Below are 12,985 nucleotides of genomic sequence, written 5' to 3' on the forward strand. Positions count from 1 at the left end.
CCAGGAAACCGAAACCGATTGCCATGACCAGCGGCGGGACGATCGCGCTGACGTAGTCCATCAGGTCACTCCTCCTCGGTCTTCTCCGCCGCGGCGGCGGATGCCTTCGGCTCCGGCTTCACCAGCGGGAAGAGCACGGTCTCCCGGATGTTCTTGCCGGTCAGCAGCATGATCAGGCGGTCCACCCCGAGGCCGAGGCCACCGGTCGGCGGCATCGCGTACTCCAGGGCCCGCAGGAAGTCCTCGTCGAGCTGCATCGCCTCGACGTCACCGCCGGCCGCGAGCAGGGACTGCGAGGTCAGCCGGGCGCGCTGCTCGACCGGGTCGACCAGCTCGGAGTAGGCGGTGCCGATCTCGGTACCGAAGATCACCAGGTCCCACTTCTCGGCCACGCCCGCCACCGAGCGGTGCTGGCGGGTCAGCGGGGAGACCTCGGTCGGGTAGTCCTTGATGAAGGTCGGCCGGACGGCGTTCTCCTCCAGGAGGCGCTCGACCATCTCCAGCACGATCTGCCCGTGGCCCCAGCTCTTCTCGAACGGGATGCTGTGCTCGAAGGCCAGCTTGCGCAGCTCCTCGACGCTGGTCTCCGGGGTGACCTCGACGCCCAGGTGGGCGGAGATGCCCGGGTAGACGCTGACCTCCTCCCACGGCTCGGCCAGGTCGATCTCGTGCTCGACGCCGTGCGGGTCCAGGCCCTTGATCACGGTGGTGCCCAGCGCGTCCCGGGCCGCGTTGATGATCGTCTCGCGGATCAGCTCGGCCTGGGTGTTGTAGTCGCCGTACGCCTCGTACGACTCCAGCGAGGTGAACTCCGGGTTGTGGGTGGAGTCCGCACCCTCGTTGCGGAAGTTGCGGTTGATCTCGAAGACCTTCTCCGCGCCGCCGACCACGAGCCGCTTGAGGTACAGCTCGGGGGCGATCCGCATGTAGAGGTCGATGTCGTACGCGTTGATGTGCGTCCTGAACGGGCGCGCGTTGGCGCCGCCGTGCACCGGCTGCAGCATCGGGGTCTCGACCTCGATGTAGCCGCGGTCCTCGTAGGTGCGGCGGATCGAGCGGACCACCTTGCTGCGCAGGTGCAGGATCTCGCGGGCCTCGGGGTTGACGATCAGGTCGACGTACCGCTGGCGGACCCGGGCCTCCGGGTCGGTCAGGCCCTTGTGCTTGTCCGGCAGCGGGCGCAGGCACTTGGCGGTGAGCTCCCAGCGGTCCACCATCACCGACAGCTCGCCGCGCCGGGAGGTGATCACCTCGCCCTCGACGCCGACCTGGTCGCCGAGGTCGATGTCCGACTTCCAGGCCGCCAGCCGCTCCTCGCCCAGCTTGTCCAGGGAGAACATCACCTGGAGGTCGCCGCTGCCGTCGCGCAGGGTGGCGAAGCAGAGCTTGCCGCCGGTACGGGAAAGGATCACCCGGCCGGTGATGCCGACCCGCTCACCGGTCGCGGTGTCGGGCTCCAGGTCGGGGTGCTTGGCACGCAGGTCGGCGATGGTGCTGGTGCGGGGGAAGCCGACCGGGTACGGGTCGACACCGGCCGCCCGGAGCCGGTCCAGCTTCTCGCGCCGGACGCGCATCTGCTCGGGAAGGTCGTCGGTCGCGGGAATAAGGCTCTGATCGCTCACCCCACAAGGGTAGCCAGCCTCACACCATGCTCCGCCACGGGATAAACGTGTGGGGAGACCGCCGTGTCGACGGTCTCCCCACAGGGGTGCGTACGGCTCAGCCGGTGCCGGTGGCGAGTTCGATGTCCTCGGGGGCCGGCGTGGCGGGCGGAGCCGGGCGGGTGGGGGGCTTGGGGCGGCGGCCGAAGAGCTCGGCCGGCGTGGGCATCCGGTCCGGGCGGGGCGGCGTCTGGGGAGCGGCGGGCTGCTCGGCGGGGGAGTCGGTGCTGCTCATCGGGATCCGTCCTCCAAGGGGGGTGGGGGGACTGCTCGGGGGTGCGGCGGGGTTCGGTACGGCCACCAGGTGGCGCGGCTGCCCCGTGGTGAGGGCCAGCCGTTCGCGGACGGCGGCCTCGGCGAGCGCGTGGCAGCGGCCGGCCAGCCGGGAGCGGCGGGAGCGCTCGTGCTGGCCGCAGGGCTGCCGGGTGAGCCCGCGCAGCGCGGTGAGGTCCTCGGGGCCGGGCAGGTAGCCGTCGGTCACGGCCTCCTCCAGGCGTTCCAGGTAGCCGCCGGCGCTGCCGGGCAGCGCGGCCCGGTAGCGGCCGAGGTCGGCGAGCAGGAAGGCGCGCAGCCGGCCGCCCTCCTGGACGGCCTCGTTGATCGCCTCGGTCAGACGCAGCGCGTCCTGGACGTCCTCGGCCCACAACTCGGCGCCCGGGCCGGCGAAGACCGGCCGGTCGGGGCCCTGGAGATGGACGGGGACGGCGGGGTGCAGGGCTTGGGCGAGGGCGCGGCGCAGCACGCGGACTTCGTCGGCGCTGAAGGCCATGCCGCCGCGCGATCCGTGTGGCGTAGGCATGGGCTGACACTACGTGAGGAATATCCGATTTGTCGGTAACGTCGCGCCGAAGCCCCACGTTCGGCCCCTGACGAAAAGAGACCTGACGAACGAGCCGGTCAGCTCGGACGGTTGCGCTCGTAGACCAGGCGGAGGCCGATGAGGGTGAGCCAGGGCTCGTGGACGTCGATGGTGGTGGCCTCGCCGAGGACGAGGGTCGCGAGGCCGCCGGTGGCGATCACCTGGACGTCGTCCGGGTCCTTGGCGAGTTCCTTGGCCATCCGGTCGACCAGGCCGTCGACCTGGCCCGCGAAGCCGTAGAGGATGCCGGACTGCATGCCCTCGACGGTGTTCTTGCCGATCACGTTGCGGGGGCGGGCCAGTTCGATCTTGCGCAGCTGGGCGCCGCGGACGCCGAGCGCCTCGACGGAGATCTCGATGCCGGGGGCGATCGCGCCGCCGACGTAGTCGCCGCGGGCGTTGACGGCGTCGAAGGTCGTCGCGGTGCCGAAGTCGACCACGATGCACGGCCCGCCGTACAGGTGATTGGCGGCCAGCGCGTTGACGATCCGGTCGGCGCCGACCTCCTTGGGGTTGTCCATCAGGACGTGCACCCCGGTCTTCACGCCGGGCTCCACGATCACCGCGGGGACGTCGCCGTAGTAACGGCGGGTCACCTCGCGGAGCTCGTGGAGCACGGCGGGAACCGACGAGCAGATCGCCAGGCCCTCCACCGTGGCCTCGCTCACCGCGGTGTGGTTGCCCATCAACCCCTGCAGCAGCACTGCCAGTTCATCGGCCGTGCGGCGCGGATCGGTGGAGATCCGCCAGTGTTCCACCACTTCCTCGCCGTCGAACAGGCCGAGCGTGGTCTGGGTGTTGCCGACGTCGATGGTGAGGAGCATGGGGCGCTTTCTGCGAGTCGGGGCGAGGCTGCGTCTTCTCCTGACGGTCAGGCGCGGAGGTCCAGGCCGATGTCCAGGATCGGCGAGGAGTGCGTGAGCGCCCCCACGGCCAGGTAGTCGACACCAGTCTGGGCGACCTCGCGCGCGCCGGCCAGGGTCAGTCCGCCGGAGGCCTCCAGCCGGGCCCGGCCGGCCACCAGCGCGACGGCCTCCTTCAGCTGCTCGACGGTGAAGTTGTCCAGCAGGATCAGGTCGGCTCCGGCGTCCAGCACCGGCGGGATCTGGTCCAGGGTGTCCACCTCGACCTCGACCGGCAGGTCGGGGTAGGCGGCCCGGACGGCCCGGAAGGCCTCGGCCACGCCGCCGGCCGCGACCACGTGGTTGTCCTTGACCAGGGCGGCGTCGGACAGCGCCATCCGGTGGTTGGCGCCACCGCCGCAGCGCACCGCGAACTTCTCCATCGCGCGCAGGCCCGGGGTGGTCTTGCGGGTGTCCCGGACGACCGCGCCGGTGCCCGCCAGCGCGTCCGCCCAGGCGCGGGTCGCGGTGGCGATGCCGGACAGGTGGCAGAGCAGGTTGAGCGCGCTGCGCTCGGCGGTCAGCAGGTCCCGGGTGCGGGAGCGGACCGAGAGCAGCACCTGGCCGGCCTCGACCCGCTCGCCGTCCTGGACGTGCCGCTCGACCTCGAACTCCTCCTCGCAGACCAGCGAGACGACCGCCTCGGCGATCCGCAGGCCGGCCACCACGCCGGCCTCGCGGGCGGTGAAGTCCGCGGTGGCGACGGCGTCCTCGGGCACCGTGGCTACCGAGGTGACGTCCTCGCCGCCGGCCAGGTCCTCGGCCAGCGCCAGGGTGGCGACGTCCTCGACCTCGATCGGGTCCAGTCCGGCCTGCTCCAGCAGCTCGGCCAGCTGCGGGTCGAGGCCGGTCTCGTAGCCCTCGCCGTCCCCGCAGGCGCAGCCGTCGCCGCAGCCGCCCTGGTCGGCCAGGGGGAGTTCCTCGTGGGAGTGGGTCATCTTCTACTGCTCCTCAGGGGTGCTGACAGGGTCGCCGGAGGCGGTGAGGGTGGTGATCAGGTGGCGCCGCCAGGCGTCGTCGCGCTCCGGGAAGTCCTCGCGCCAGTGGCAGCCGCGAGTCTCCGCGCGCTGCGCGGCGGCGGCGACCAGCGCGGTGGAGACCAGCAGCAGGTTGGCCGCCTCCCAGGTCTCCACCCGCGGGTCGGCCGGCTTCTCCTCGGCGACGTGCGCGTACGCCTGCTCGGCGAGCAGAGTGAGCCCCGCCGCGGTGTCGGCCATCGACGCGGCCGAGCGCAGCACGCCCGCGCCGCGCGACATCAGCCGCTGGATCTCGGCCCGCGCCTCGGACGGGGGCAGCGGCACCGGCTGGGCGGCGCGCGCGGCGGCGACGTCCACCGCACGCTCGGGCAGCTCGCCGGCCCGGTGCAGGTCGGTCAGGTCGGCGGCGATCCGCTCGGCGAAGACCAGACCCTCCAGCAGCGAGTTGGACGCCAGCCGGTTGGCGCCGTGCACCCCGGTGCAGGCGACCTCGCCGCAGGCGTACAGGCCCGGGACGGTGGTGCGGCCGTGCGGGTCGGTGCGGATGCCGCCGGAGGCGTAGTGCGCGGCCGGGGCGACCGGGATCGGCTCGGTGACCGGGTCGATGCCGTGCGCGCGGCAGGAGGCGAGGATGGTCGGGAAGCGGTGCTCCCACATCTCGGCGCCGAAGTGCCGCCCGTCCAGGAACATGTGCTCGGCGCCTTGGGCCTGCATCCGCTGGGTGATCGCCTTGGCGACGATGTCGCGCGGGGCCAGTTCGGCGAGTTCGTGCTGCCCGACCATGAAGCGGACGCCGTCCGCGTCCACCAGGTGGGCGCCCTCGCCGCGGACCGCCTCGGAGACCAGCGGCTGCTGGCCCTCGGCCTCCGGGCCGAGCCAGAGCACGGTGGGATGGAACTGGACGAACTCCAGGTCGGTGACGGCCGCGCCGGCCCGCAGCGCGAGCGCCACGCCGTCGCCGGTGGAGACCGCCGGGTTGGTGGTGGCGGAGAAGACCTGGCCCATGCCGCCGGTGGCGAGCACCACCGCGCGGGCCCGGATGGCGCCGACGCCGTCGCGCTGGCCCTCGCCCATGACGTGCAGGGTGAGGCCGGCGGCGTGCCCGTCGGCGTCGGTGAGCAGGTCGAGGACGAGGGCGTGCTCGATCAGCTCGATGCCGGGGTCGCTGCGGACGGCGGCGACCAGGGCGCGCGATATCTCGGCGCCGGTGGCGTCCCCGCCGGCGTGCGCGATCCGGCGGCGGTGGTGGCCGCCCTCGCGGGTGAGCAGGATCTCGCCGTCGTCGCCGCGGTCGAAAGCGGCGCCGGTGGCGATCAGCCGGCGGACGGCGTCCGGACCCTCGGTGACCAGGGTGCGGACGGCCTCCTCGTCGCAGAGCCCGGCTCCGGCCACCAGGGTGTCGTCCAGGTGCTGCTCGGGGGTGTCGCCCTCGCCCAGGGCGGCGGCGATGCCGCCCTGGGCCCAGCGGGTGGAGCCGTCGTCCAGCATCGCCTTGGTGACCACCATGGCCCGCAGGCCGGCCTTGCGGACGTTGAGCGCGACGGTGAGGCCGGCCACCCCCGAGCCGACCACGACCACGTCGGTGGCGGTCGTCCAGCCGGGGGCGGGGGCGGTGAGGCGGTGCGTAACGGACATGGCTCAGTGGCTCCTTCAGCGCGCGGCGGTTGCCGCGCCGTTGCCGTCACCGTACGCCTGGTCACCGCGCAGCAGTCCGGTGCCCTCCCCGGCCTCGGCCGGGTCGCCGCCCAGGCCGGTGATCCGGTTCCGCTCGTCGACGAAGACGATCTTCGGCTCGTAGCCCTTGGCCTCGGCCGTGTCCATCTGCCCGTAGGCGATGAGTATGACCAGGTCGCCGGGGTGGACCAGACGGGCGGCGGCGCCGTTGATGCCGATCACGCCGGAGCCGCGCGGGCCGGCGATGGTGTAGGTCTCCAGCCGGGCGCCGTTGTTGATGTCGACGATGTGGACCAGCTCGCCGGGGAGCAGGTCGGCGGCGTCGAGCAGGTCCTCGTCCACCGTGACCGAGCCGACGTAGTGCAGGTCGGCCTGGGTCACGGTGGCCCGGTGGATCTTGGACTTGAGCATGGTGCGGAGCATGGGGTCACGCCTCCAGTGAGTGCATGCCTGAGGGGATTGCTTACCCGTTACCGAATGACTGAGTTACCGAACAATGATGCGGACGTTGTCGATCAGGCGGGTGGTGCCCACCTTCGCGGCGACGGCCAGCACCGCCTCGCCCTGGAAGTCGTCCGCCGCCTCGCTGAAGTCGTGCGGGTCGATCAGGGCGAGGTAGTCAAGGGTGACACCTTCGGCGGTGTCGAGGACGGCCGCGGCGGCCTCGCGCACGGCCTTCGGGCCCTGCGCGGCCACGTCCCGGCCGGCGAACAGGGCCTTCGACAGCGCGAGGGCCTGCGAACGCTCCTCCTCCGAGAGGTAGCGGTTGCGCGAGGACAGCGCCAGGCCGTCCTCCTCGCGGACGGTCGGCACGCCGATGATCTCGACGTCGAAGTCCAGGTCCGCGACCATCCGCTGGATGACCGCCAGCTGCTGGGCGTCCTTCTCGCCGAAGTAGGCGAAGTCCGGGTCGGTGATGTGCAGCAGCTTGGCGACCACGGTGAGCACGCCGTCGAAGTGGCCGGGCCGGGTGGCGCCCTCGAAGCGCTCGCCCATCGGGCCGGCCGCCATCCGCACCTGCGGGGCACCGTTCGGGTAGACCTCGTCGACGGACGGCGCGAAGACCACGTCGGCGCCGTTGTCCTCGGCGAGCCGCACGTCCGCGTCGAGGGTGCGCGGGTAGCGCTCCAGGTCCTCGGCCGGGCCGAACTGCAGCGGGTTGACGAAGACCGTCACCGCGACCCGGCCCTCCCGGCCGACCTGCTTGCGGGCGGCGCGGATCAGCGCGGCGTGGCCCTCGTGCAGGGCGCCCATGGTCATCACGACGGCGTTGTCGACCGGCCGCTCGTCCGGCCAGAACGCGGCCTCGAAGTCGTCCACGGTGTGGGTGACGACGGCCCGGTGGACCTTCGGCGCCCGCTGGGGCTTGCTTCGCTGGGCCTTGCCCGCCATTACTGCACTCCTTCGCTCATCCGGCTGCGCGAGGTTCCGCCGCCTTGTTACGCTCCGTCCCGTGCGGTAACGCGCCGGGCAGGGCTTGTCCGTCATGAGGCCGCTCCGGCGGCCGAGTGAGAAGCCCCGGTTCAGGCCGGGGAGGAGTCACCTACCGCTTCTCCTCGTTGAGAGCGTCCAGCACAGCGGCCGCGGAGTCGGTCGAGAGGGTTCCGTTCGCCACCGCCCGCTGGGCGGTGGCGCGGGCCATCGCCCGGTAGGCCGCCGGGATGTCCGGGGACACCGTACTGAGCTGCGCCAGGTGGCGCCGAACGGTGCCCGCGTCGCCCCGGGCGACCGGTCCGGTGAGGGCCGCGTCGCCGGAGCGCAGGCTGTTGTCCAGGGCGGCGCCGAGCAGCGGGCCGAGCAGCCGGCCGGGTTCGGCGACGCCGGCCGTGCGCAGCAGGTCCATCGCCTGCGCGACCAGCGTGACCAGGTGGTTCGCGCCGTGCGCGAGGGCGGTGTGGTAGAGCGGGCGGACCTCCTCGGGCACCCACTCGGGCTCGCCGCCCATCTCCACCACCAGCGCCTCGGCGACCGGCCGCAGCTCCTCGGGCGCGGTGACGCCGAACGGGCAGCCGGCCAGCCGGTCCAGGTCGACGGAGGTGCCGGTGAAGGTCATCGCCGGGTGCAGGGCGAGCGGCAGTGCCCCGGCCCGGGTGGCGGGGTCCAGGATGCCGACGCCGTGCGCGCCGGAGGTGTGCACGACCAGCTGGCCGGGGCGTACGGCGCCGGTCGCGGCGAGGCCGGCCACCAGGTCGGCCAGCGCGTCGTCGGGGACGGTGAGCAGCACGAGGTCGGCGGCCGCCAGCACCTGCGGCGGGGTGACGATCCGCACGCCCGGCAGCAGTGCCTCGGCACGGCGGCGGGAGGTGGCGGAGACCCCGGAGGCGGCGACCACGGTGTGGCCGGCGAGCTGCAGTGCGGCGCCCAGCGCGGGGCCGACCCGGCCGGTGCCGACCACGCCGACGGTGAGCCGGGCCGGGCGGTTGCCGGGGTCGCGCGGGTCGCCGAAGCCGTCGGCGAGCGGGGCGAACTCGCCGTACCCGGCGAAGTCGGCACTGTCGGGCGTACTCACGTCGCGGCCCTTGTCCTCACGGATCTCGTTCCGGTCCTCTTCGGGTACCGGACGTACCGGCCCATTCTACGGGCGGCGCCGGTTCACCCGGGAGGCTCAGTCCGCCGCCCCGGCCCGGATCAGCCCGGCCTCGTAGGCGAGCACCACGGCCTGGACCCGGTCGCGCAGGCCGAGCTTGGCCAGGATCCGGCCGACGTGGGTCTTCACGGTGGCTTCCGAGAGCACCAGCCGGGCGGCGATCTCGCCGTTCGAGAGCCCCTGGGCGACCAGCAGGAACACCTCCCGCTCGCGGTCGGTGAGCGGGTCGAGGACGTCCGAGCCGGGCGCGCTCTGCGGGGTGGGCAGCACCTCGGCGAAGCGGTCGATCATGCGGCGGGTGGTGGTCGGCGCGACCACGGCCTCCCCGCCGTGCACCGCGCGGATCGCGGCCACCAGCTCGGTCGGCGGCACGTCCTTGAGCAGGAAGCCGCTGGCGCCGGCCTTGAGCGCGGCGAAGGCGTACTCGTCCAGGTCAAAGGTGGTGAGGATGAGCACGTGCGGGGCGTCCGGCACCGGGCTGCCGTCCTCGGCCAGGCAGATCCGGCGGGTGGTCTGCACCCCGTCCAGGCGGGGCATCCGGACGTCCATCAGGATCACGTCGACCGGCGTGTGCTTCAGCAGCTCCAGGGCCTGGGCGCCGTCGCCGGCCTCGGCGGCGATCTCGATGTCGCCCTGCGACTGCAGGATCATCCGGAAGCCGGTGCGCAGCAGTTCCTGGTCGTCGACGAGCATCACACGGATGGTCAAGATGGCTCCTTGGTGGTGAACGGCGGGGCGGGCTAGTGGGCCGTCTTGAGCGGCAGGACGGCGCGGATCCGGAAGCCGCCGCCGGGGCGGGGGCCCACGTCGAGGCTGCCGCTGACCATGCCGACCCGCTCGCGCATGCCGATCAGGCCATGGCCGAGGCCGTCCGCGCCGCCGGCGGTCAGCTGTTCGTCGGTGCTGCCGCGGCCGTCGTCCTCGACCAGGACGGCGAGTTCGCGCTCGCCGAAGTCGACGGCGACCCGGGCGTGCACGTCGGGGCCACCGTGCTTGCGGACGTTGGTCAGCGCCTCCTGGACGATCCGGTAGACCGTCAGCTCGACGCCGCGCGGCAGTTCGCGCGGGTGGCCGGAGGTCGCGTAGTCGACCCGGAGGCCGGCCGTGCGGACCTGCTCCAGCAGTTCGGGCAGTTCCTCGACGCCGGGCTGCGGCACGTACTCCTCGGCGGTGTCGGCGGTGCGCAGCACGCCCAGCAGCCGGCGCATCTCGACCAGCGCCTGCCGGCCGGTGGAGGCGATCGTGCCGAGCGCCTCCTTCGCCTGCTGGGGCGAGTTGTCGAGGACGTACGCGGCGCCGTCGGCCTGGACGATCATGACCGAGACGTTGTGCGCGACCACGTCGTGCAGCTCGCGGGCGATCCGGGCGCGCTCGGCGGCGACCGCCACCTTGGCCTGGGCGTCCCGCTCGCGCTCCAGCCGGGCGGCGCGGTCCTCCAGTTCGGTGAGGTAGGCGCGGCGCACCCTGGTCAGCCGGCCCCAGGCCCAGCAGAGGATGAACGGCGTGCTCATCAGGAGCATGATCAGCGCCGCCTCGCCCTCGTTGTAGCCGCGGCTGTGGACGTCCCCGGCAGTGTCCACCCAGGTCTTCGTGGGGTGGATCAGCCAGAACGTCAGGGGTCCGGCGGCCAGCCCGGCGGCCAGCGCCAGCCGGGACGTCCAGGTCCGGCCGAAGGCGGCGCCGGTGTAGGCGAACACCAGGTAGGCGATGGAGGAGGCGGCCGGGTCGATGTTCACGGCGACCTGGCCCAGGCCGACCAGGGCGGCCGCGGCCACGGTGACGTCGGGGAAGCGGCGGCGGAAGACCATCAGGGCAGGCAGCAGCACCGCGATCGCGATCTGCGCGTCGAACTTCCAGCCGGTGAGGCTCTCGCTCGGCAGCAGGCCGAAGACCAGCACGATCGCCGCCCAGGCGGCGTCGACCACCATGGGGTGACGGCGGAGCCAGACGTTGAGTCGATGCACGTCTCAAGCGTAGGCAGTCGCGCGGTGTGTCCAGGTCCGCCGGTAGGGCGATCCGTTCTACTCCGTAGGTCGGAGAAGCCCTGGCACCGGGTGGGACGGCGGGCTCGGGGGCGGGTAGCGTCGCGGCCCATGACTTGGATGCGGTGGGCGCCCGCCATGGACCAGGCCCTGTACGACCCGGACGGCGGGTTCTACCGCAGGCCGGAGGGCCCGGCCGGGCACTTCCGCACCTCGGTGCACGCCTCGCCGAGATTCGCCCGTGCGGTGGCCCGGCTGCTGCTGGAGGTTGACGCGGCCCTCGGCCGTCCGGAGGAGCTGGCCCTCGTCGATGTCGGGGCCGGGCGCGGGGAACTGCTCACCGGGGTGCTGGCCGAGCTGCCGGACCGGGTGCGCGCGCGGTTGCGCCCGTACGGCGTGGAGATCGCGGACCGCCCGGCCGGGCTGCCGTCCACAGTCCTGTGGACGGACGAGGTGCCGCGCGGCGTCACCGGGCTGCTGTTCGCCAACGAGTGGCTGGACAACGTGCCGCTGGACGCCGGCGAGCTGGACGAGGACGGGGTGCTGCGGTACGTCGAGGTGGACACCGGGACGGGCGAGCAGCGGCTCGGCGAGCCGGTCTCCGCCGCCGACGCGGCCTGGGCCGCCCGCTGGTGGCCGGCCGAACACCCCGGGGACTTCGTCGAGTTCGGCGGATCCCGGGACGCGGCCTGGGCGCACGCCGTCGCCGGGCTGGAGCGCGGCCTCGCCGTCGCCGTCGACTACGGGCACACCGCCGACCGCCGTCCGCCGCTCGGCACTTTCGCCGGCTTCCGGGACGGCCGCGAGGTGACGCCGGTGCCGGACGGCTCCTGCGACGTGACCGCGCACGTCGCCCTGGACTCGATCGCCGTGCCCGCTCTCCACAGCCTGTGGACAACCCAGCGGGACGCGCTGCACGCCCTCGGCGTGACCGGCGCCCGCCCGTCGCTCGCGCTCGCCTCCACCGACCCGGTGGCCTACCTGCGCGCGCTCGGCGGCGCCGGCGAGGGCGCCGAGCTCACCGACCCGGCCGGGCTCGGCGCCTTCGGCTGGCTCGTCCAGGCCGTCCGCATGCCGCCCCTTGAGATTCTGGGTGGGCGGCGAGCTTGGAATCCCTAGTGGGATGGCAGACTCTGGGTCCATGAGGGAGACCACGGTCGGCATCGGGGCGGGAGCCGAGAACTTCACGGGCGAGGCGGGCACCACCGACATGGTGCTCAACATCGGCCCGCAGCACCCCGCGACGCACGGCGTGCTGCGCCTGCGGCTGGTGCTCGACGGCGAGCGCATCATCACCGCCGAGCCGGTCATCGGCTACATGCACCGGGGCGCGGAGAAGCTGTTCGAGGCCCGCGACTACCGGCAGATCATCATGCTGGCCAACCGGCACGACTGGCTCTCCGCCTTCTCCAACGAGCTCGGCGTCGTGCTCGGCGTCGAGCGGATGCTCGGCATGGAGGTCCCCGAGCGGGCGGTGTGGATCCGCACCCTGCTCGCCGAGCTCAACCGGGTGCTCAACCACCTGATGTTCCTCGGCTCGTACCCGCTGGAGCTCGGTGGCATCACCCCGATCTTCCACGCCTTCACCGGCCGCGAGGACCTCCAGTACGTCCTGGAGGAGGCCTCCGGCGGGCGCATGCACTACATGTTCAACCGGGTCGGCGGCCTCAAGGAGGACCTGCCGGCCGGCTGGCTCGGCCGGGTGCGCACCGCCGTCGCCACCGTCCGCTCCCAGCTGCCCGTCTTCGAGGACCTCGTCCTCGGCAACGAGATCTTCCGCGCCCGCACCGCCGGCGTCGGCGTCCTCACCCGGGCGCAGGCCGAGGCGTACGGCGTCAGCGGGCCGATCGCCCGCGCCAGCGGCCTCGACCTCGACCTGCGTCGCGACGAGCCCTACCTCGCGTACGGCTCCGACGAGCTGCGGCAGGTGCTCACGGTGGTCACCCGCGAGGAGGGCGACTGCCTGGCCCGCTTCGAGTGCCTGCTGGAGCAGACGGTCAACGCGCTGGACCTGGCCGACGCCTGCCTGGACAAGCTCGCCACGCTGGCGCCCGGCCCGGTCAACCTGCGGCTGCCCAAGGTGCTCAAGGCCCCCGAGGGCAGCACCTACGCCTGGACCGAGAACCCGCTCGGGATCAACGGCTACTACCTGGTCTCGCGCGGCGACAAGACGCCGTGGCGGCTCAAGCTGCGCTCGGCGTCCTTCAACAACATCCAGGCGCTGACCGAGCTGCTGCCCGGCACGCTGGTCGCGGACATGGTCGCGATCCTGGGGTCGATGTTCTTCGTCGTCGGGGACATCGACAAGTAGTCGACAAGTAGGGGCCAAGCAGGCGACTGCGG

General features: G+C 73.0%; 12 protein-coding genes. 2 read left to right on the forward strand and 10 right to left on the reverse strand.

What is annotated here, in order from left to right; translation table 11 throughout:
- Nucleotides 1-65: 65 nt before the first annotated feature.
- The 10 genes from lysX to KV557_RS08415 all read right to left on the reverse strand — a co-directional run bounded on the left by lysX (nucleotide 66) and on the right by KV557_RS08415 (nucleotide 10,624).
- Complete coding sequence (gene lysX, locus KV557_RS08370; RefSeq protein ID WP_218199110.1) at nucleotides 66-1,622, reverse strand: bifunctional lysylphosphatidylglycerol synthetase/lysine--tRNA ligase LysX; 1,557 nt, start codon at nucleotides 1,620-1,622, stop codon at nucleotides 66-68.
- A 97-nt stretch (nucleotides 1,623-1,719) separates the two neighbouring features.
- Nucleotides 1,720-2,460 carry a hypothetical protein gene (locus KV557_RS08375; RefSeq protein ID WP_256177081.1) on the reverse strand — a complete coding sequence of 247 codons (741 nt, stop codon included), beginning with the start codon at nucleotides 2,458-2,460 and terminating at the stop codon, nucleotides 1,720-1,722.
- A 98-nt stretch (nucleotides 2,461-2,558) separates the two neighbouring features.
- On the reverse strand, nucleotides 2,559-3,344 hold the full coding sequence (locus tag KV557_RS08380) for a type III pantothenate kinase (RefSeq protein WP_218199111.1): 786 nt from the start codon (nucleotides 3,342-3,344) through the stop codon (nucleotides 2,559-2,561).
- Nucleotides 3,345-3,391: 47 nt separating this feature from the next.
- On the reverse strand, nucleotides 3,392-4,360 hold the full coding sequence (gene nadC / locus KV557_RS08385; RefSeq protein ID WP_218199112.1) for a carboxylating nicotinate-nucleotide diphosphorylase: 969 nt from the start codon (nucleotides 4,358-4,360) through the stop codon (nucleotides 3,392-3,394).
- Nucleotides 4,361-4,363: 3 nt separating this feature from the next.
- A complete protein-coding gene (locus KV557_RS08390) occupies nucleotides 4,364-6,034 on the reverse strand; it encodes an L-aspartate oxidase (protein WP_218199113.1) in 1,671 nt (556 codons plus the stop codon).
- A gap of 15 nt (nucleotides 6,035-6,049) precedes the next feature.
- Complete coding sequence (gene panD / locus KV557_RS08395) at nucleotides 6,050-6,496, reverse strand: aspartate 1-decarboxylase (RefSeq protein ID WP_218199114.1); 447 nt, start codon at nucleotides 6,494-6,496, stop codon at nucleotides 6,050-6,052.
- A gap of 63 nt (nucleotides 6,497-6,559) precedes the next feature.
- The gene (panC, locus tag KV557_RS08400; RefSeq protein WP_218199115.1) at nucleotides 6,560-7,465 is read right to left on the reverse strand and encodes a pantoate--beta-alanine ligase; all 906 of its coding nucleotides are present in this window, start codon (nucleotides 7,463-7,465) and stop codon (nucleotides 6,560-6,562) included.
- Nucleotides 7,466-7,616: 151 nt separating this feature from the next.
- Nucleotides 7,617-8,582 carry a Rossmann-like and DUF2520 domain-containing protein gene (locus KV557_RS08405; protein WP_218199116.1) on the reverse strand — a complete coding sequence of 322 codons (966 nt, stop codon included), beginning with the start codon at nucleotides 8,580-8,582 and terminating at the stop codon, nucleotides 7,617-7,619.
- Nucleotides 8,583-8,678: 96 nt separating this feature from the next.
- Nucleotides 8,679-9,368, reverse strand: a complete 690-nt coding sequence (locus tag KV557_RS08410) for a response regulator (RefSeq protein WP_218199117.1) — start codon at nucleotides 9,366-9,368, stop codon at nucleotides 8,679-8,681.
- 32 nt (nucleotides 9,369-9,400) lie between these two features.
- Entirely contained in the window at nucleotides 9,401-10,624 is a 1,224-nt protein-coding gene (locus tag KV557_RS08415; protein WP_218199118.1) for a sensor histidine kinase, read from the reverse strand.
- Between the two features lie 129 nt (nucleotides 10,625-10,753).
- On the opposite strand from KV557_RS08415, the gene KV557_RS08420 reads away from it, so the two are divergent.
- Both KV557_RS08420 and KV557_RS08425 read left to right on the forward strand, forming a co-directional pair.
- Nucleotides 10,754-11,761, forward strand: coding sequence for an SAM-dependent methyltransferase (locus tag KV557_RS08420; RefSeq protein WP_218199119.1), 1,008 nt, complete (start codon nucleotides 10,754-10,756; stop codon nucleotides 11,759-11,761).
- A gap of 22 nt (nucleotides 11,762-11,783) precedes the next feature.
- Nucleotides 11,784-12,953 (forward strand): NADH-quinone oxidoreductase subunit D, encoded by a 1,170-nt coding sequence (locus KV557_RS08425; RefSeq protein ID WP_218199120.1) that lies wholly within the window; start codon nucleotides 11,784-11,786, stop codon nucleotides 12,951-12,953.
- Nucleotides 12,954-12,985: the final 32 nt, after the last annotated feature.

This window comes from Kitasatospora aureofaciens, assembly GCF_019192735.1.
GTDB classification, from domain to species: Bacteria; Actinomycetota; Actinomycetes; order Streptomycetales; family Streptomycetaceae; genus Kitasatospora; species Kitasatospora aureofaciens_A.